We start from the raw sequence: 16,972 nt of genomic DNA on the forward strand, positions 1-16,972 counted from the left end.
ATGAACACGACACCCGTCCTCCTCGCGCAGGACGGCGCAGTCTCCGGCACTCCACGGCTGATCATCGCGGCGCTGATCGGCGTCGCCGTCATCGTCGCGCTCATCACGTGGCAGCGGTGGCATCCGTTCCTCGCCCTGTCGCTCGGCGCGATCGGAGTCGGGCTCGGCGCAGGTCTCGGCGCGAACGACGTACTCACGTCGTACGAAAAGGGATTCGGCGAGACGATGGGGAGCGTCGGCATCCTCATCGGTCTCGGCGCGATGTTCGGCAAACTGCTCGCGGACTCCGGCGGCGCCGACCAGGTCGTCGACACGCTGGTGTCGCGGTCGTCGCCGAGGGTGCTGCCGTGGACGATGGGCCTGGTCGGCGCGGTCATCGGTCTTCCGATGTTCTTCGAGATCGGCATCGTCCTGCTGATGCCCGTCATCATTCTCGTGACGCGCCGCTCCGGTCTGCCGCTCATGAAGATCGCGATCCCGACGCTCGCGGGATTGTCCGCGATGCACGGTCTCGTGCCGCCGCATCCGGGCCCGCTCGTCGCGATCTCGGCACTGGACGCGAACCTCGGGCTCACGCTCGCGCTCGGTGTCGTCGTCGCGATCCCGACGGTGATCATCGCGGGACCGCTGTTCTCGACGTTCGCCGCGAAGTGGGTCGACGTGCCCGCACCGGACCTCTTCGGCGCCACGGAGGGTGACGACGACACCGACCGCCGCCGACCGGCGTTCGTCGTCACCCTGATGACGATCCTGCTGCCCGTCATCCTCATGATGTTGCGTGCCTTCGAGGAGGTGATCTGGCCCGACTCGACGAGTGCCGCAGTGGCGTTCATCGGGTTCGTGGGCCAGCCGATCGTCGCGCTCGGCCTCGCCGTCATCGTCGGCATGCTCACGCTCGGCGTCGGCGGCGGAATGGACCGCTCGGACCTGCAGAAGACCTTCGGCAACGCCCTCCCGCCGATCGCCGGCATCCTGCTGATCGTCGGTGCCGGTGGCGGTTTCAAGCAGGTGCTCATCGACACGGGTATCGCGGACGTCATCGCCGACGCCGTCCGCGACAGCGCGCTTCCGGTGCTGTTCCTCGCCTGGCTGGTCGCGGCGCTCATCCGCGTCGCGACTGGTTCGGCGACGGTCGCGACCGTCACCGCCGCGGGCATCCTCGCGCCCGTCGCGGCCGATCTCTCGACGAGTCACGTCTCGCTCATGGTGCTCGCAATCGGGTCGGGCTCGCTGTTCCTGTCCCACGTCAACGACGCCGGATTCTGGATGGTCAAGGAGTACCTGGGGCTCACCGTCGGACAGAACCTCAAGACGTGGACCGTGCTCGAGTGCCTGATCTCCGTCGCCGGACTCGCGGGGGTGCTCGCCCTGAGCCTCGTACTCTGACCGCCACCCGACGAGTCGACACCGAAACGAGGAGACCATGTCCCAGAACGCCGAGCCGACCTGGACACCCCCGCAGCATCCCGTCGTCGTCCTCATGGGCGTGTCCGGGTCGGGGAAGTCCACGATCGCACTGCGTCTCGAGGAGGCGACCGGCTGGGACTTCCTCGAGGGCGACGACCTGCACCCGCAGGCGAACGTCGACAAGATGGCGTCGGGCACGCCGCTCACGGACGAGGACCGCTGGCCGTGGCTCGAGGCGATCGCGTCGTGGATCCGGGAGCACACCGCAGCCGGCCGGGCCGCCATCGTCACGTGCTCGGCACTCAAGCGCGCCTACCGCGACATCCTTCGCGTCGACGACAACGTCGTGTTCGTGTTCCTGCACGGCTCGGTGAACGAGATCGGCACGCGGGTCCGCCACCGCAAGCACCAGTACATGCCGCCGTCGCTGCTCGATTCGCAGTTCCAGACGCTCGAATCACCCGCGCCGGACGAACACGTCGTGACCGTCGACGTCGATCGCACGCCGCGCGAGATCACCGCGACGATCCTCGAGACGCTGCATCAGGATCCCGAGTCTCAGCCCTGACCTGCGGCGGGGACGCGGGGGCGCAACCACTCGACGAGGTCGCCGAGCACCGTCTCCTGCTCGGGTTCGTTGAAGACCTCGTGGTAGAGGCCGTCGTAGATCAGGACGGTGAGATCTTGCGACCCGGCGCCGTCGCGAATCAGTTCCGCCGCCGACACGGGTGCCAGCGTGTCGTCGCTGCCGTGCTGGACGAGGACGGGAAGCGTGAGCTCGGAGAGCCTCGCCGGGAACGATTCGCTCGCGCGGAGCAGGCCCGCCGCGATGCCGGCGGGGACGAGCCCGTGGTGTACGAGCGGGTCCTCGCGGTACGCCGTGACGACGGCCGCGTCCCGCGAGACGGCCGCCGCGTCGAGCTTCATGACGGGGACGCGCGGGGCGATCGCGCCCAGGACCTTGCCGATCTCGCGCACCGGACGCGGTGTCCCCGTCGTGACGTCGACGGCGGGCCCGGAGAGCATCAGCGCCTCGAGTTCGCTCTGGTGGTCCAGTGCGTACGAGAGCGCGATCGCGCCACCCATGCTGTGGCCCAGGAGGAATCGCGGTGCGCCGGGATGCTCGCGTGCGGCGATCGAGAAGAGGGCGCCGACGTCGCGCACGTAGTCGGACCAGTCGCGCAACAGCATTCGCTTGCCGCCGGAGCGGCCGTGACCGCGGTGATCGAGCGCGTACACCACGAGATCGAGTTCACCGAGCCGGGCGGCGACGTGGTCGTAGCGTCGTGCGTGTTCGCCGAGCCCGTGGCACAGCACCAGGACGCCGCGCGGCGGGCCGTCGGGCGTCCACACGTCGTAGACGATGCGCGTCGCGTCCGTCGATGTGAAGGCCGCCTCCGTGCGGTTCATCGCACCCTCCTCGTGTCGTGTGGGTGCATCATGGCACGGGAGTGGTGCGTGACACACCGATCGCGAGAGGCGACGGTCGGAGTCGGGCACATGCACCCGAGACGCGACGAAGGCCCGGAGGCTGAGCCTCCGGGCCTTCGTCAGTGGTAGCGGGGACAGGATTCGAACCTGCGACCTCTGGGTTATGAGCCCAGCGAGCTACCGAGCTGCTCCACCCCGCGTTGCGTTCTCCACTGTACACGACGTGACGAGTGGGTGACGCCAGGGTGACGTGGACGTCACCGACCTGCAGAGGTGACGGTCTCGGCGATCAGGGAGGCGAGCACTCCGGGCCCCTCGTCGGGAATCCAGTGCGACAGGCCGCGCAGCGTGACGAACCGGTAGGGCGCATCGACGTAGCGCGCCGTGCGCTCGGGCCCGGTGGCGTCGATCGCGGCGTCGCCGTCCGACCACACCATCGTCGTCGGGACCCGGACCTTCGCCGTCAGTGCGCGCGGCGACGACAGCATCATGGCGCGGTACCAGTTGACGGCGCCTCGGACGACGTCGCGATCCGACAGGAGTTCGGCATCGCGCTCGGCTTCGCGAGGGGCCTGCCCGGTGCGGACCAGAACCTTGCGTGCCAGCGCGGGGCGGGACAGTGCGAGTTCGGGCAGACGCGGGATCTGGAACGCGAGCATGTACCAGGACGACAGTGCCTGGCGCGGGTTCGTCCACGAGCGCGCCATCGCCGCCGGATGCGGCACCGACACCGCCGTCAGCGAGCGCACGCGATCGGGATGGCCCGCGGCGAGATGCCACGCGACGACCGCGCCCCAATCGTGTCCGGCGACATGGGCATTCGGGAGTTCGGCGGCGTCGAGCAGGGCGAGCACGTCTCCGACGAGCGCGCTCGCGCGGTAGTCGCGGATACGCCGCGGGCGCGCGTCGGGGGAGTAGCCGCGCTGTGTCGGGACGAGCGTGCGGAACCCGGCGTCGTGCAAATGGGCGGCGACGCCGTCCCAGCTACGGGAGTTCTGCGGGAAGCCGTGCAGCAGGACGACCGGAGTGCCGTCGAGCGGCCCCGAATCGCGCACGTCGAACCGCAGTCCGTCGTGCGTGAACGAATCCGTCCGCTGTGTCATCGCCGCTCCGTCTCGCTGTTCGTCCGGCATCGGTCGGCCGATGATGTCACGACAGCCGGAACTGGACCATGTCCACGGCGTTCTCGATGGTCTCCGCGACGGCGCGCATGCGTTCGTCGGCGCCGGGGGCCGCGAGTATCCCCTGCCGATCCGCATCGCCCATCGGCACGTACGAGGCGATCTCGTAGAGCCGTTCGCCGAGCCCGCCCGTGAACCGCGAGAGCTCCGGTGCCGCAGGAACATCCGAACCCGTCAGATCCGCGAGCCGGCCGAGGAGTCCGTACAGGTGGTCGAGTCGTTCGACGAGACCGGTCCACTCGTAGCTCGCGAGCGCCGTCCCCGTGTTCTCGTCGTCCCACACCTCGGCTCGCGCAACGGGATACGGGTCGTCGGGCAGCCACTCGAGGACGCGAATCCGCGAGCGCGTGCGGCAGAACAGTTCGTAACGTCCGTCGCCGGCGCGCACGTGCGCTTCGATCCGGGCGAGAGTGCCGACGTCGTAACGCTCGTCGCCACCGCCCACTTCGCTTCCGCGTGCGATGAGGACGACGCCGAAGGTGGGCTCGGCCGGGTTCTCGTCCAGCGCGTCCTCGACGAGACGCGCATAGCGTGGCTCGAAGATGTGCAATGGAAGTCGTTGTCCCGGAAGAAAACACGAACCCAGCGGGAACATCGGCAGCCGCTCGATCACGGGAGCCGCAATCGTGGCACGGGCAGCGGGGTCTGCAGCCGGTCGGCATCGATCTCGTACTCGACGTGTTCGAGCCACGTCGTGAGACCTGCGATATCGAGTCCGTACGGAGGATCGTTCTCGTACAGCCGGATTCGGGAGTGGGCACGGGCGAGCACGGTGCGCGCGCCGGTGACGTTGCCGCGCGCGATGTGCGTGACACCCACGGCGAGCTGGGCGAGTCCCTGCCACAGATCGCGTTCCTCGGGTGATGCGGCCTTCCAGACGCTCTCGAACACTTCGTGGGCGTGGAAGGGGCGTTCGTGATCGAGCAGGCGCTGGCCTTCGGTCACCGCCTCGTCGGGGTCGAGTTCGAGATCCTCCGGCATCGGCTCGACGCCGGGAGTGCCGTGCGGAAGCGGGCGGCCGAGACCGTCGCGCGGCCGCGCGTTGCGGGGCCGGCCGTCGTCGTCGCGATCCCGGTCGGGCATGAACCCACCCTAACGGGTCATTGCCATGCCGCCCGGGGTTCGGCGGGTGCGGCCGCGCCGCGAAGCGCGTTCGCGCAGCGAGTCGTCAGCTCCGCCCGGAGCGTCGATTCGTCTGCGCGTGTCAGCCGGACGAGATCGTCGCGGACGTACAGGTAGCGCCCGTCACCTGCGACGTCGAGCCACGTGAACTGGTCGCGGCAGGGCTCATCGGCGCCGTCGAACGGTCCGAGCAGCATCACGTACCCCGCGGCTTCGCGTCGGGCGACGATCCCGGCGAGGACGGGCGCGCCCCGCGAGTACGAGGAACGCAGGACACCCGCGGCGCCGGTCGCGGTGAGGTCGTCCGGGTGTGCGGTGACTTCGGCAGTCCGGCCGGGCGGGACGTTCGTGAGTCCGTGCAGCAGCGTGCCGGCGAGCCACGACAGGTCGGGGTCGGTGCGTCCCGACTGCGCCCAGACCGTGACGTCACCGGCGGCGTCGTCACCCTGTTCGACGACGACGACGTGACGCCCACGGATCGCGGCGCGGCGACGCAGTTCGGGAGTCGTCGCGGTGGGGGAGGCGATGAGCGACACCGACAGTTCGGCGTGGCGGAGGACGTCGATCGCCGACGCGAGCGCGGGGTCGTGGTGCGACGTCGTCCACGAGTTCAGTGCGCGGTCGATGTGCTGTTGGTCGTCGAGGGTCGCTGCCGATCCTCGGTAGTGCAGCGGATGTGGCACATGATCGAGGCCGGTGGCGCTCCAGAGGGCCGAGAACTGCTCGGACGTCAACGTCGTGTCCACGGGTCAGCCGCCGATCACCGGCGGTGAGACGGGGGCGAGGTCGCCGACGAGTTCGTTGCCGTTGTCGACGGTGACGAGGTAACTCGGCGTCTCGTGCTCGGTGTCCTCGGCGCCGTTCGCGCGCGCTCCACCCGGGGCGGCGGCCATCATCGGCGCACCCATTCCGATCGGCGGGCGTCCCATGCCGGACTTCACCATGTTCGCGCCTGCGGCTGCAGCGGCACCCGCTGCTGCACCGGGGATCGCGCCCGCGGCGGCGCCGGGGGCCGGTTCACGTTCGTCGCTCCTGCGCCGCGCCGCGCCGCCCGGTCAGCCGCCACCAGCGAAGCCGCCCCCACCGTTGTGGCCGCCGGTGCCGTAGATCCCGGCACTGTGGCTCGCGGTGCCGGGCGCTGCGGGGTATGCACCCGCCGTGCCGGCGGCCGTCGACGCCGCGGAAGTGGTGGCAGAGCCGAAGCCGCCCGCCGATCCACCCGTGGCATTCCCCGAGGAGCTCGCTGCACCTGGGGCGTCGGCACTCGCCGCCTGTGTGGTGGCGTCCTCACCGTGTGCGCCGTCGCGGGATTCGGAAATGCCGGAAGTGTTTGGCGTAGCGCCGCTTCCACCTCCCGGTGCGCCGCCGCCCGAGCCCTGTCCCCACGCCGGGGACCCGGAGGGTGTGCCGGTCGAAGCCGGGGAGACCTCGGTGGGGTGCGGCATGATCGGCACGTCCGTACCGGCGACGGTGTAGCCGGGTGCGTAGATGCTCGACATGATGCGTCGTGCCTCGTACGTTGCCGCCTGCTTGGCGGTCTCTGCGGCGGCGGCGTCGGTTGCGAGCAGCGGAAGTCGTTGTGGGGGAACGGGGATTGCGGGGATCCGAGTCTGGACTGCAGAGGCCGTCACCTCGGCGGCGATGAGCTTGCCGGTGATCTGATCGAGCCCGTCGGACAGTGCCGTGGCGTCCTGCCGGAGATTCAGCACCGAGGCGACTGCGGCCTGCTGTGCGTCGCCTTCCCAGCCTTCGGTCATCGTGGCGACGAGTGCTGCGAGTTCGGCGGAGATGTCGGCCTTCGCGGCGATCGATTTGTAGGCGTCCTTGACGGCGCCGATGTCGCCGGAGCGAATGGGCCCGGCCATCGACACGATCTCTTCGAGGGTCATGCCGATGAAATTGTCCATGTGCTGGATGTAGGGCGGATCGACCTCGCCGTCGAAGCCGCCGTCGCGGGCGCCCGACGCGTTCAGCCGCCCCTCGACGGCTGCCTCACTGTTGAGCAGGTGGGGGTGGAGCTTGACGAAGGTGTTGTCAGGGTCGGGTGCTTGAGCGCGCGCGCCCGGATCCTCGGTGCCCAACAGCCCGAACGGAAGCGGTGGCATGTCGGCCGCTGGAGTGTCCCCGGACATGTGCGATTCCCCCTGGTCGTCGGGCCCTCTCCCCGTGCCCGCTTCGCCCGATGCTACTGCACGTCACAGACAGCCGCGCTCGGGCGGTTGCGGTGTTCAGCGCGGCGCGTTCATCGCGTCGAGGATGATCTCGACGGTCTCGTCCATACCCGCGCATCGCTGTTCCGGCGTAGCGCCACCGGTCATCAGATTCTGGTCCAAGCGGTTGATGAGCACTGCTCCGAATTCGGTTGCGACGATGTCGGCGCACTCGTCTGGCATGTCGGGGTCGATCAATCTGATCGCCTCTGAACCGGCCACTGGTATCGACGTGGTGTGCTCCGAGAACCTTTCGCGTTGTTCGTCGGCGGTGAAATTGCTCGACAGCACAGTGATCCGATACTGGCGTGGATCCGTCTTCCACATGCAGCCGAGGGTCGTGTACGAGTCGGCGAGGAAATCGGTGCTCTCCTTGGTGCCAGGGTCGTAACCTGCGCTGCGCATGACTTCGTCGCCCAGGTGGTGACACGGATCGAAGGTGACGTGAGGGCGATCCGACATGTCGACATGCCGAGGCGCTTCCGTGGTGGTGGGTGTCTCGATATCAACCGCGTCTGGCGTACTGCTGCAAGCGATGGGCAGAGACGCCAGGGCGGCGATCGCACCAGCGCGCAGGACTGAGCGAATCATGACACCCGGCTCCCTGAAATGCTCCGAAGCTTGGTGCTTACGCTGCTGTCGGTATCGGCATACGCTTCGCCACCTGCGACGAAGGCTTCACGCATTGCGGTGACGGCGTCGATGAACCGGTCCAAGCATTCGCTCGTTTCGTTAGCTTTGGCGTTGTATCCAGCTGCCAGCTGATGGCTCGACACGAAGCCTCCGAAGGCACTTCCGATTTCGAGAGTTCGGGTCAGCGAGCGTGCGTCAACGAGCTTGTCGAGCATGTCGTCGCAGTGTGCGACGCATTTCTCGATGGTTCCTTCGTCGAGTCGTACTACAGCCATCGGTGCCTCCCCTGTGCCTCGGCCGTTCGGCCGCTCAGCCTAGCGTGGCGGGTTCGGCACCGACGAGTCTGGTGGCGAGGTCGGCATACAGCGTCGCGACGGCGTCGGGGTCCGTGTACGCGCCCGCCGGGAACCATCGGCACACGTCGACGCACAGCGACATCAGGGCGAGGGTCACGCCCTCGGCATCGGGGGAATCGAAATCGCCTGTCGTGATTCCCTTCTCGACGACGCTGCGGAAGAGCGCGGTGATGGATCGACGCACCTCGACCACGGTGAGGTAGTGCTCGGGGGTCAGCGCGCCGAGCTCGTACTGGACGACCTTGGCGAGGGCGTGATGCGCCGCCTGCCATCGCGTGAATGCCGCGATGAGCGATCGCAACCGGACGACGGGCTGTTCGCCGGGGAGATCCGACTCGGCGAGCACCTCCTGCGTCTCGCGGTGTCCCTCGTAGCTGATCGCGAAGAGGAGTTCTTCCTTCGACCGATAGTGCGGGTACATCGCCGCGGGGCTCAGGTCGAGGCGGGCGGCGATCTGACGCGTCGTCGTCCCGCCGTAGCCGTGTTCGGCGAATTCGGCGACGGCCGCCGCACGAATGCGCGCCGCGGCCTTCGACCTGCTCATCTCGGGTTCCATCGCGCCATCAGTCCTCTCCACGCATGCGCCGGCCTCGGTCGGCGACTGTTGACAGGAGGGTCGGTCGCGTCTCAGTATAAGCACACGCTTAGAAAATAAGCAGGTGCTTACAACGGCCCGCGGCTCGGCTCGCTGCCGGGCGACCCACGACGAAGGAGCGATCGATGCGACGCACCCTGTACGGACCCGACCACGAGGCGTTCCGCGAATCGGCACGCGAGTTCGTGACGCGCAACGTCACGCCGCTCGAGGAGAAGTTCATCGAGCAGCGGTTCATCGACCGCGACGTGTGGCTCGAGGCCGGCAAGAACGGCTTCCTCGGCCTCGAGGTCCCCGAGCAGTACGGCGGCAGCGAGGCGGGCGACTACCGCTTCAACGCCGTTCTCGCCGAGGAGCTCTCGCGCAGCAGCGCTGCGCTCGCATCGAGCTTCGGCATCCACGCGGACGTGTGCGCGCCGTACCTCGTCCAGCTGACGACCGAGGAGCAGAAGCAGCGGTGGCTGCCGCGCTTCTGCACGGGCGAACTGCTGACCGCCATCGGCATGACCGAGCCGTCCGGCGGCTCCGACCTCGCGGCCCTCAAGACGACGGCGGTGCGCGACGGCGACGACTGGATCATCAACGGCTCCAAGACCTTCATCACGAACGGCTACAACGCCGACCTCGTGATCGTCGCCGCACGGACGAGCCCCGAGAAGAAGGCGAAGGGCATCACGCTGTTCGCCGTCGAGAACGGCACCGAGGGATTCCAGCGCGGCCGCAAGCTCGACAAGGTCGGCCAGCCCGAATCCGACACGGCCGAACTGTTCTTCGAGGATGTTCGCGTCCCGAGCGAGAACATCATCGGTGAACTCGATCGCGGCTTCATCCACATGATGCAGATGCTCCCCCAGGAACGCGTCGGTGCCGCCGTCGCGAACATCGCGCACGCTGCCCCGATCCTCGAGGAGACGCTGCAATATGCGAAGGAGCGCAAGGCGTTCGGGCAGCCGATCGGCTCGCTGCAGTGGAACAAGTTCCTCTTCGCCGACCTCGTCACGCGCGTCGAGGTGACGCAGGCGTACGTCGATCAGTGTGTCGCCGCCCATGCCGACGGCGAGCTCACGGCGGTGGATGCCGCGAAGGCGAAGTGGTGGACCGCGCAGGTACAGAACGAGGTCCTCGATCACTGCGTCCAGCTGCACGGCGGCTACGGATTCATGAACGAGTACCGCGCCGCCCGGGCGTGGAAGGACGCGCGTGTCACCAAGATCTGGGCGGGCTCGAACGAGATCATGAAGGAACTCATCGGCCGCGACCTGGGCCTCTGAGCCACGATCGGACGGGCTCGTCGGCACCCACCGATGCGGTGAGCCCGTCCGGTTTGCTACACCTGTTGTGACCACGACTACACCGATGGAGTGTTGTATGTCCGTTCTCGACAAGTTCAGGCTGACCGACCGGGTCGTCGTCGTCACGGGTGCGTCGTCCGGGCTCGGTGTCGCGTTCGCGAAGGCGGTCGCCGAGGCGGGTGCGGACGTCGTGCTCGCCGCGCGCCGCGTCGACCGGCTCGAGCAGACCGCCCGCCTCGTCGAGGATGCGGGCCGCAAGGCGCTCACGGTGGCGACCGACATCGCCGATCCCGAGCAGGCCCAGCACATGATCGACGCCGCGATGGAACGCTTCGGCCGCGTCGACGTGCTCGTGAACAACGCAGGCATCGGCACCGCCGTCCCCGCGACTCGCGAGAAGCCCGAGGAGTTCCGGCAGGTCGTCGACATCAACCTGAACGGCTCGTACTGGGCCGCGCAGGCGGCGGGGCGAGTGATGAACCCGGGCAGCTCGATCGTCAACATCTCGAGCGTCCTCGGACTGACCACCGCGGGGCTGCCGCAGGCCGCGTACGCCGCGAGCAAGGCCGCGATCATCGGACTGACGCGAGATCTCGCGCAGCAGTGGGGCGTTCGCAAGGGCATCCGGGTCAACGCGATCGCGCCAGGATTCTTCCAGTCCGAGATGACCGAGACGTACAAGCCCGGTTACCTCGAGTCGATGCAGTCGCGCCTCGCGATCCCGCGTCTCGGCGACGCCGAGGAACTCGCTGCGACCCTCGTGTGGCTCGTGTCGTCCGCCGGCGGCTACGTCACCGGCCAGACCATCGCGGTGGACGGCGGCATCACCATCACGTGACCGTCCGCCCGTAGAGACAGCGGACGGCCGGAGCGGCACCACAACCGAGAGGAACCACATGAGTCAGCAGCGCAGGGTCGCGATCGTCACCGGATCGGCTCGCGGAATCGGTGCCGCCGTCGCGCAGCGCCTCGCCGTGGACGGAAACGCCGTCGCGGTACTCGATCTCGACGAAGCCGCGTGCGCGGGCACCGTCGATGCGATCAAGGCTGCCGGCGGCGAGGCGATCGCGGTGGGCGCGAACGTCGCGGACGAGGAGTCCGTCGCCGCAGCCGTCGAGAAGATCGCGACGGAACTGGGCGCGCCGACGATCCTCGTCAACAACGCCGGAATCATCCGCGACAACATGCTTTTCAAGATGAGCGTGGACGACTGGGACTCCGTCCTGGCCGTGCATCTGCGCGGCGCGTTCCTCATGGCGCGCGCATGCCAGAAGCACATGGTGGACGCGAAGTTCGGCCGCATCGTCAACCTGTCGAGCACGTCGGCGCTCGGCAACCGCGGGCAGGCGAACTACTCGGCGGCCAAGGCCGGGATGCAGGGCTTCACCAAGACGCTCGCGATCGAACTGGGCAAGTTCGGCGTCACCGCCAACGCGATCGCGCCCGGCTTCATCGAGACGGACATGACGGCGGCGACCGCCGCCCGCGTCGGCGTCCCGTACGAGGACTTCAAGAAGGGTGCCGCGTCGCAGATTCCGGTCAACCGCGTCGGCCAGCCCGAGGACATCGCCCACACCGCCTCGTTCTTCGCGAGCGAGGGCGCCGGATTCGTCTCCGGCCAGGTCGTCTACGTCGCCGGTGGTCCGAAGGACTGATCCATTGCGGGCGGGGCCGGGTGGGAGATCGTCGCCCGCCCGGCCCCGGCTCGTGTCACGGCACGCCGGATCGTCTCCACCGCGCCGGGCGCGTCGTCGAGCCACAGCAGAACTCGATCGATCGGCATCCGAGCACCCGGAGCCGAGAACGCCGGGGGGATTCGCGCCGACACCGGCTCGGTCAGCGTGATCTCGACGTTCGTTCCGTCGGTTCCGGCGAGCGTGAGGGTGCCGCCGTCGATGCCGGTCTCCGCCGACAGCGACCGGCGACGCACGACGCCGGCGAGCGAGCACACAGCGATCTCCGCGACGACCTCGCCGTGGCGTCGCAGCGTGAGTGCGGCGTCGTCGATCGTGTGCGGGTGGACGGCGTCGAGCGCGACGTGGCCCAGCAGCAACGCGACCGACCACAACGACACCCCTGCGAGAAGCACCGACAACCACAGCCACGGCACCACGAGATGGAGGACGGCGACCTCCACCGCCGTCGCCGCCGCGAACGCGGCCGGGACCGCCATCGATCCGGCGGCGCCGGGAAGCGCCACCGCCCCGGCCGCGGGACGGAACGATCTGCGCAGGGCCCACGACCACAGGGCGGCGAGCCTCCGCCACCACCCGGGCGTCGTCATCGTGCCTGCTCGCCCGCGGCGAGGATCGTGATCGCGCGTTCGATCACGGCCCGCTGCGCGGCGTCGGGTACGACGTCGGGGAGCGTGAATCCGGGAAAGCTCGGTGCCGTGTCGACGTCCGCGTGGCCAGGAATCAGTCCGTCGAGGTGCCCGGCGAGGTCGTGAGCGAGCAGCTCGATGTCGTCGGTGCGCTCGGTCGGGTTCCTTCCTTCGAGCTCGCCCCATCTGCGGAGCAGCGCCCGGTACGTCGCAGCGGAATCAGGATCGGCGAGAGCGCCGGCGAACCACGTGAACAGGTCGCTCGGTGCCTCTCCGCTGATCGCCAGCATCTCGACGAGATCCCGCTCGCGCGCGAGTGCGAGCGCAGCAGAAGGATCGGTGGCGGCCACCGACTGCTTGTCGAAGGCGTCCGCGAGGTCTCGGGGGAGTGCGGTCGGACGTCTGCCCTGGTCGACGGCGTCGAGGAGACGCTGGAGGCTGTCCAGCTTGCGTTGCAGCAGCGCGATCTGTCGGCGAGTGTCCGCGGTCAGCGCGAGCAGGTCCGTCCTGAGGTCGCCGTCGCGATCGGCATCGTCGGCGGCGCCGAGGACGGTCGCGACGGAATCGAGCGGGAGCCCTTCGGCGGCGAGCCAGCGAATGCGCATGAGCCGCGCGAGGTCGGCGATCGTGTAGTCGCGGTAGCCGTTCGAGGTCCGGTGAGGTTCGCCGAGCAGCCCCAGTCGGTGATAGTGCCGCACCGCGCGCACCGTGGTCCCTGCTGCCCGAGCCATCTGTCCGATTCGCATGCCGCCAGTCTCGACCCTGACGCTACGTCGGAGTCAACACTTGGTGCCGGTCGAATCACGAGCGATCGATCGGTCGGCCATGCTCTACCGTGAACCCATGACGACCGACCTGCCGGACTGGCGCGAGTACCGCGAGCAGGGGCTCTCGCGCGTGCTCGCCGCCGCGGCCTCGGCGTTCGTCGAGCGCGGATACGACGGCACGTCCATTCGCGAGATCGCGTCCCGCGCGGGGCTGTCGGTGCCGGGCCTGTACCACCACTATCCGTCGAAGCAGGCGCTGCTCGTCGGGCTCACCGACGCCGTCATGGACGATCTGCTGACCCGCTCGTATGCCGCGTCGGCGTCCGCAGGACAGGGGCCGAGCGCACAGTTCGACGCGATCGTCGAGAACCTCTTGCGGTTTCACATGTTTCGCCGTGAGAGTTCGCTCATCGCCTCGCGCGAGACCGAGAACATGGAGCCGGACGCGCGCGCTGCGTACATCGCGCGGCGCGACGAGCAGCAACGCATGGTCGACGACGTCGTGCGCGCCGGTGTGGCGGCGGGCGTGTTCGACACCCCCTTTCCCGAGGACGCGAGCCGCGCCGTCGTGACGATGTGCGTCGCCGTGTCGACCTGGTATCGCCCGGACGGGCCGCTCTCCCCGGACGAGATCGTGCGGCGGTATCTCGCGGTAGCCCGCAGCGCCGTCGGCGCTCGCTGACGCCAGCGCCGTCGCCACTCGCCGACGCCGAGGGATATCCCCGACCCTTGACGCGCACGGGTGGTCCGTGTCACTGTCGAAGACGACCGAGCGATCGTTCGGTCGGTCCAGTTTCGGACGACGACGCGAAGGATGGATATGGCGGTCGATCTGTCGGTACCGGTGGAGGTCCAGCGTCTGGTGGACCGCACCGAGGTCTTCGTGCGCGACGTCGTGCTCCCGGTGGAGGACGAGTTCGACGGCGACATCACGGTGGCAGGCGGCGACGACGTCCGCATCGACCTGCAAGGGCGGGCGAAGGCCGCCGGCATCTTCGCGCCGCACGCTCCCGCCGAGTACGGCGGGGGCGGACTCGGGATGTGCGACCGCGCGCCGGTGTTCGAGGCCGCGGGCTACTCGCTGTTCGGCCCGACCGCGCTCGGCATCGCCGCGCCCGACGAGGGCAACGTCCACATGCTCGCCGAGATCGCGACCGAGGATCAGAAGGCGGAGTTCCTCGAACCGCTGGCGCGCGGGGAGGTGCGGTCGGCGTTCGCGATGACCGAGCCCGCCCCGGGGGCCGGATCCGATCCGGCCGCCCTGACGACCCGCGCCGAGAGGGTGGCGGGCGGCTGGAAGATCAGCGGCCGCAAGCATTTCATCACCGGCGCCGACGGCGCCGCCTTCTTCGTGGTCATGGCGAGGACGTCGGGCGAGCCGGGTGACCGCGGCGGGGCGACGATGTTCCTTGCCCCCGCGCACCTGCCGGGCATCGCCGTCGAGCGGCACATCGGCACGCTCGACCGCGCGATGATCGGCGGCCACTGCGAGGTCGCCTTCACCGACGTTCTGGTTCCGGACGACGCCGTGCTGGGCGAGGTCGACGAGGGCTACCGCTACGCGCAGGTGCGCCTCGGCCCCGCACGCATGACCCATGTGATGCGCTGGCTCGGTGCCGCCCGCCGCGGCCACGACGTCGCACTCGGCTACATCGCACGTAGGAAGGGATTCGGGTCCGCGCTGGGCGATCTCGGAATGGTTCAGCACATGGTCGCGGACAACGAGATCGACATCGCCGCGACCCGCGCGCTCCTGCTGCGCGCATGCTGGGAGCTCGACCAGGGCCTCCCGGCCTCCGATGCGACGTCGATCGCCAAGACCTATGCCGCCGAGGCGACCTTCCGCATCGTCGACCGCTCGATCCAGATGTGCGGCGGCCTGGGCGTGTCCGACGATCTGCCGCTCGCGCGACTCTCACGTGAGGTGCGGCCGTTCCGGGTGTACGACGGACCGTCCGAGGTCCACCGCTGGGCGATCGCGAAACGTGCTGTGCGCGCGGCGAAGTCCGTGATGCAGGTGGCGCCGGGAACCGAGGAGAGCTGAGATGACCGAGACGACACTGCCGGGTCTCGAGCCGATCGCCCTGCGCCGCTTCCTCGAGGATCGCGGCTGCGCCGTCGCGGGACCGCTTCGGGCGAGCGCGCTCTCGGGTGGAAAGTCCAATCTCACCTACCGCGTGACCGACGGCGAGACGGTCTGGGTGGTTCGTCGTCCGCCGACCGCGGGACTCACGCCGTCCGCGCACGACGTCGGGCGCGAGTTCCGCGTCACCTCGGCGCTCCGCGACACCGGTGTTCCCGTTGCCGCGGCGATCGCGTTGTGCGAGGACGACTCCGTCATGGGTGCGCCGTTCACCGTCGTGGAGTGGGTGGAGGGGCGCGTCGTGCGCACCGCCGACGAACTCGACGGACTCGGGGAGGTCGACGACGTCGTGACCGAGCTCGTCGGTGTGCTCGCGCGGCTGCACGCCGTCGATCACGAGGCGGTGGGACTCGCCGACTTCGGCCGTCCGAACGGCTATCTCGAACGTCAGGTCGCGCTGTGGGCGCGGCAGTGGCAGCACGTCAAGGCGGCGGAGTCCGCGGACGTCGATCGGCTCCACGCGAGGCTCGCGGCGTCGATCCCGGCGCGGTCGGGCGCCGCGATCGTGCACGGCGACTACCGGATCGACAACACGATCCTGTCGACGGCCGATCCCGCGCGCGTCGCCGCCGTCGTCGACTGGGAACTGTCGACGCTGGGCGATCCGCTCGCGGACGTCGCGCTGATGTGCGTGTACCGCAATCCGGCACTGGACACCGTGCTCGGCGACCGTGCGGCGTGGACGAGCGATCGACTGCCCGATGGCGACGCCCTCGCCCATCGCTACAGCGAGGCGTCGGGCCGTGACATCCACGACTGGGACTTCCACCTCGGGCTCGCGAACTTCAAGATGGCGGTCATCGCGCAGGGCATCGACCATCGTCATCGCGCGGGGGCCGCCGGCGACGGGCTGGACACCGCGGGCTCCGCAGTTCCGCGTTTCGTCGCAGCGGGTCTCGACGCCGTGGGCTGAACTCGCCGCGCGTCAGTCGGCCGCGCCGCGGCGCTTGAAGAACTTGAAGCCGGGAACGCCCTGGATCGCGTGCCGCACGTCCTCGACCGTCGTGAGGAGCTGGTGGATCTCGGGCGCGACGGTGTCGAGGGTCGCGAGGATCGGGAGCACGGCGTTGGTCCGTGCGGTGAGCTCGGGGAGCTGATCGACCAGCGCGATCGCCGCCGTCACCTCCTCGTCGCTGAACTCGTCGACGAATCGCCGTGCCATCGGTGCGGCCTGCAGCGCGAGCGGCTGGTAGATGTCGAGTAGTTCCTGCGCGGCGGTGGACAGCTGCGCAGCGGTCTCGGTGATCGTGGCCGCGGCGTCGGTCACCTCGGCGGCGCGAAGATGGACCTCCGCGGCACCGGACGTGACGAGGTCGATCCGCTTGACCAGTAGCTCGATTTCGTCGAGCAGCACGGAGATCCGGCCCGGTAGCGACACGAGCAGGCCCGCCGTGCCCGCGACCCATGCTCCGACCGAGGTCACGGCTCGTACGACGTCGCGTGGGCCGGGCACCAGGACTGCCATTGCTCCATACTGCACGACCTGCCCGGGACCGTGGGCACGGCGACCTC

General features: G+C 69.2%; 21 protein-coding genes and 1 tRNA gene. 8 read left to right on the forward strand and 14 right to left on the reverse strand.

Annotated features, from left to right (window positions below; genetic code table 11):
• Positions 1 to 1,386, forward strand: coding sequence for a GntP family permease (locus RR1_RS06605; RefSeq protein ID WP_010837707.1), 1,386 nt, complete (start codon positions 1 to 3; stop codon positions 1,384 to 1,386).
• 37 nt (positions 1,387 to 1,423) lie between these two features.
• Positions 1,424 to 1,975, forward strand: a complete 552-nt coding sequence (locus RR1_RS06610) for a gluconokinase (protein ID WP_010837706.1) — start codon at positions 1,424 to 1,426, stop codon at positions 1,973 to 1,975.
• On the opposite strand, the gene RR1_RS06615 is transcribed toward RR1_RS06610, so the two are convergent.
• The 11 genes from RR1_RS06615 to RR1_RS06665 all read right to left on the reverse strand — a co-directional run bounded on the left by RR1_RS06615 (position 1,966) and on the right by RR1_RS06665 (position 8,884).
• Positions 1,966 to 2,817 (reverse strand): alpha/beta hydrolase, encoded by an 852-nt coding sequence (locus RR1_RS06615; protein WP_010837705.1) that lies wholly within the window; start codon positions 2,815 to 2,817, stop codon positions 1,966 to 1,968. The two genes, RR1_RS06610 and RR1_RS06615, sit on opposite strands and share 10 nt — an antisense overlap.
• A 144-nt stretch (positions 2,818 to 2,961) precedes the next feature.
• Positions 2,962 to 3,038, reverse strand: a tRNA-Met gene (locus RR1_RS06620).
• Positions 3,039 to 3,095: 57 nt separating this feature from the next.
• Complete coding sequence (locus tag RR1_RS06625) at positions 3,096 to 3,941, reverse strand: alpha/beta fold hydrolase (protein ID WP_040772689.1); 846 nt, start codon at positions 3,939 to 3,941, stop codon at positions 3,096 to 3,098.
• A 46-nt stretch (positions 3,942 to 3,987) separates the two neighbouring features.
• Positions 3,988 to 4,629, reverse strand: a complete 642-nt coding sequence (locus RR1_RS06630) for an LON peptidase substrate-binding domain-containing protein (protein WP_143153740.1) — start codon at positions 4,627 to 4,629, stop codon at positions 3,988 to 3,990.
• Positions 4,629 to 5,102, reverse strand: coding sequence for a DUF309 domain-containing protein (locus RR1_RS06635; RefSeq protein WP_010837702.1), 474 nt, complete (start codon positions 5,100 to 5,102; stop codon positions 4,629 to 4,631). The genes RR1_RS06630 and RR1_RS06635 overlap by 1 nt, the downstream gene beginning before the upstream one ends.
• Before the next feature lie 17 nt (positions 5,103 to 5,119).
• Entirely contained in the window at positions 5,120 to 5,887 is a 768-nt protein-coding gene (locus RR1_RS06640) for an ESX secretion-associated protein EspG (RefSeq protein WP_010837701.1), read from the reverse strand.
• A gap of 3 nt (positions 5,888 to 5,890) precedes the next feature.
• Positions 5,891 to 6,085, reverse strand: coding sequence for a hypothetical protein (locus RR1_RS06645; protein WP_010837700.1), 195 nt, complete (start codon positions 6,083 to 6,085; stop codon positions 5,891 to 5,893).
• A 111-nt stretch (positions 6,086 to 6,196) separates the two neighbouring features.
• The gene (locus RR1_RS06650; RefSeq protein ID WP_040772653.1) at positions 6,197 to 7,273 is read right to left on the reverse strand and encodes a WXG100 family type VII secretion target; all 1,077 of its coding nucleotides are present in this window, start codon (positions 7,271 to 7,273) and stop codon (positions 6,197 to 6,199) included.
• Positions 7,274 to 7,369: 96 nt separating this feature from the next.
• A complete protein-coding gene (locus RR1_RS06655) occupies positions 7,370 to 7,942 on the reverse strand; it encodes a DUF3558 domain-containing protein (RefSeq protein WP_071990721.1) in 573 nt (190 codons plus the stop codon).
• The gene (locus tag RR1_RS06660) at positions 7,939 to 8,259 is read right to left on the reverse strand and encodes a hypothetical protein (protein ID WP_010837697.1); all 321 of its coding nucleotides are present in this window, start codon (positions 8,257 to 8,259) and stop codon (positions 7,939 to 7,941) included. Before RR1_RS06660 ends, RR1_RS06655 begins: the two co-directional genes overlap by 4 nt.
• A gap of 34 nt (positions 8,260 to 8,293) precedes the next feature.
• Positions 8,294 to 8,884, reverse strand: coding sequence for a TetR/AcrR family transcriptional regulator (locus RR1_RS06665; protein WP_238558965.1), 591 nt, complete (start codon positions 8,882 to 8,884; stop codon positions 8,294 to 8,296).
• A 176-nt stretch (positions 8,885 to 9,060) separates the two neighbouring features.
• Here RR1_RS06665 and RR1_RS06670 point away from each other — a divergent pair, with 176 nt between their 5' ends.
• The 3 genes from RR1_RS06670 (at position 9,061) to fabG (ending at position 11,882) form a co-directional block, all read left to right on the forward strand.
• A complete protein-coding gene (locus RR1_RS06670; protein ID WP_010837695.1) occupies positions 9,061 to 10,206 on the forward strand; it encodes an acyl-CoA dehydrogenase family protein in 1,146 nt (381 codons plus the stop codon).
• Between the two features lie 97 nt (positions 10,207 to 10,303).
• Positions 10,304 to 11,065 carry an SDR family NAD(P)-dependent oxidoreductase gene (locus tag RR1_RS06675; protein WP_010837694.1) on the forward strand — a complete coding sequence of 254 codons (762 nt, stop codon included), beginning with the start codon at positions 10,304 to 10,306 and terminating at the stop codon, positions 11,063 to 11,065.
• Between the two features lie 58 nt (positions 11,066 to 11,123).
• Complete coding sequence (gene fabG, locus RR1_RS06680; RefSeq protein ID WP_010837693.1) at positions 11,124 to 11,882, forward strand: 3-oxoacyl-ACP reductase FabG; 759 nt, start codon at positions 11,124 to 11,126, stop codon at positions 11,880 to 11,882.
• Here the strand turns inward: fabG and RR1_RS06685 are convergent.
• Together RR1_RS06685 and RR1_RS06690 are read right to left on the reverse strand one after the other, a co-directional pair.
• On the reverse strand, positions 11,855 to 12,511 hold the full coding sequence (locus tag RR1_RS06685; RefSeq protein WP_010837692.1) for a hypothetical protein: 657 nt from the start codon (positions 12,509 to 12,511) through the stop codon (positions 11,855 to 11,857). The genes fabG and RR1_RS06685 overlap by 28 nt on opposite strands.
• The gene (locus RR1_RS06690; protein WP_010837691.1) at positions 12,508 to 13,296 is read right to left on the reverse strand and encodes a MerR family transcriptional regulator; all 789 of its coding nucleotides are present in this window, start codon (positions 13,294 to 13,296) and stop codon (positions 12,508 to 12,510) included. The genes RR1_RS06685 and RR1_RS06690 overlap by 4 nt, the downstream gene beginning before the upstream one ends.
• Positions 13,297 to 13,393: 97 nt before the next feature.
• Between RR1_RS06690 and RR1_RS06695 the strand changes: the two genes are divergently transcribed.
• The 3 genes from RR1_RS06695 to RR1_RS06705 all read left to right on the forward strand — a co-directional run bounded on the left by RR1_RS06695 (position 13,394) and on the right by RR1_RS06705 (position 16,373).
• Entirely contained in the window at positions 13,394 to 13,999 is a 606-nt protein-coding gene (locus tag RR1_RS06695) for a TetR/AcrR family transcriptional regulator (RefSeq protein ID WP_081634123.1), read from the forward strand.
• Between the two features lie 138 nt (positions 14,000 to 14,137).
• On the forward strand, positions 14,138 to 15,361 hold the full coding sequence (locus tag RR1_RS06700) for an acyl-CoA dehydrogenase family protein (RefSeq protein WP_051111111.1): 1,224 nt from the start codon (positions 14,138 to 14,140) through the stop codon (positions 15,359 to 15,361).
• Position 15,362: 1 nt separating this feature from the next.
• Positions 15,363 to 16,373: a phosphotransferase family protein gene (locus RR1_RS06705; RefSeq protein ID WP_010837688.1), complete on the forward strand. Its 1,011-nt coding sequence runs from the start codon at positions 15,363 to 15,365 to the stop codon at positions 16,371 to 16,373.
• Between the two features lie 12 nt (positions 16,374 to 16,385).
• Here RR1_RS06705 and RR1_RS06710 read toward each other — a convergent pair whose 3' ends face one another.
• Complete coding sequence (locus RR1_RS06710) at positions 16,386 to 16,925, reverse strand: hypothetical protein (protein ID WP_040772651.1); 540 nt, start codon at positions 16,923 to 16,925, stop codon at positions 16,386 to 16,388.
• Between the last annotated feature and the right edge of the window lie 47 nt (positions 16,926 to 16,972).

It is taken from the genome of Rhodococcus rhodnii NBRC 100604 (assembly GCF_001894925.1).
Lineage (GTDB): Bacteria > Actinomycetota > Actinomycetes > Mycobacteriales > Mycobacteriaceae > Rhodococcus_F > Rhodococcus_F rhodnii.

What these genes read in the sequence shown, in the direction of transcription:
- RR1_RS06660 (WP_010837697.1), bottom strand. Translation starts at nt 8,259, where the DNA reads ATGGCTGTAGTACGACTCGACGAAGGAACCATCGAGAAATGCGTCGCA.
- RR1_RS06615 (WP_010837705.1), bottom strand. Translation starts at nt 2,817, where the DNA reads ATGAACCGCACGGAGGCGGCCTTCACATCGACGGACGCGACGCGCATC.
- RR1_RS06685 (WP_010837692.1), bottom strand. Translation starts at nt 12,511, where the DNA reads ATGACGACGCCCGGGTGGTGGCGGAGGCTCGCCGCCCTGTGGTCGTGG.
- RR1_RS06605 (WP_010837707.1), top strand. Translation starts at nt 1, where the DNA reads ATGAACACGACACCCGTCCTCCTCGCGCAGGACGGCGCAGTCTCCGGC.
- RR1_RS06690 (WP_010837691.1), bottom strand. Translation starts at nt 13,296, where the DNA reads ATGCGAATCGGACAGATGGCTCGGGCAGCAGGGACCACGGTGCGCGCG.
- RR1_RS06625 (WP_040772689.1), bottom strand. Translation starts at nt 3,941, where the DNA reads ATGACACAGCGGACGGATTCGTTCACGCACGACGGACTGCGGTTCGAC.
- RR1_RS06670 (WP_010837695.1), top strand. Translation starts at nt 9,061, where the DNA reads ATGCGACGCACCCTGTACGGACCCGACCACGAGGCGTTCCGCGAATCG.
- RR1_RS06700 (WP_051111111.1), top strand. Translation starts at nt 14,138, where the DNA reads ATGGCGGTCGATCTGTCGGTACCGGTGGAGGTCCAGCGTCTGGTGGAC.
- RR1_RS06655 (WP_071990721.1), bottom strand. Translation starts at nt 7,942, where the DNA reads ATGATTCGCTCAGTCCTGCGCGCTGGTGCGATCGCCGCCCTGGCGTCT.
- RR1_RS06675 (WP_010837694.1), top strand. Translation starts at nt 10,304, where the DNA reads ATGTCCGTTCTCGACAAGTTCAGGCTGACCGACCGGGTCGTCGTCGTC.
- RR1_RS06705 (WP_010837688.1), top strand. Translation starts at nt 15,363, where the DNA reads ATGACCGAGACGACACTGCCGGGTCTCGAGCCGATCGCCCTGCGCCGC.
- RR1_RS06645 (WP_010837700.1), bottom strand. Translation starts at nt 6,085, where the DNA reads ATGGTGAAGTCCGGCATGGGACGCCCGCCGATCGGAATGGGTGCGCCG.
- RR1_RS06710 (WP_040772651.1), bottom strand. Translation starts at nt 16,925, where the DNA reads ATGGCAGTCCTGGTGCCCGGCCCACGCGACGTCGTACGAGCCGTGACC.
- RR1_RS06650 (WP_040772653.1), bottom strand. Translation starts at nt 7,273, where the DNA reads ATGTCCGGGGACACTCCAGCGGCCGACATGCCACCGCTTCCGTTCGGG.
- RR1_RS06695 (WP_081634123.1), top strand. Translation starts at nt 13,394, where the DNA reads ATGACGACCGACCTGCCGGACTGGCGCGAGTACCGCGAGCAGGGGCTC.
- RR1_RS06665 (WP_238558965.1), bottom strand. Translation starts at nt 8,884, where the DNA reads ATGAGCAGGTCGAAGGCCGCGGCGCGCATTCGTGCGGCGGCCGTCGCC.
- RR1_RS06610 (WP_010837706.1), top strand. Translation starts at nt 1,424, where the DNA reads ATGTCCCAGAACGCCGAGCCGACCTGGACACCCCCGCAGCATCCCGTC.
- fabG (WP_010837693.1), top strand. Translation starts at nt 11,124, where the DNA reads ATGAGTCAGCAGCGCAGGGTCGCGATCGTCACCGGATCGGCTCGCGGA.
- RR1_RS06635 (WP_010837702.1), bottom strand. Translation starts at nt 5,102, where the DNA reads ATGCCCGACCGGGATCGCGACGACGACGGCCGGCCCCGCAACGCGCGG.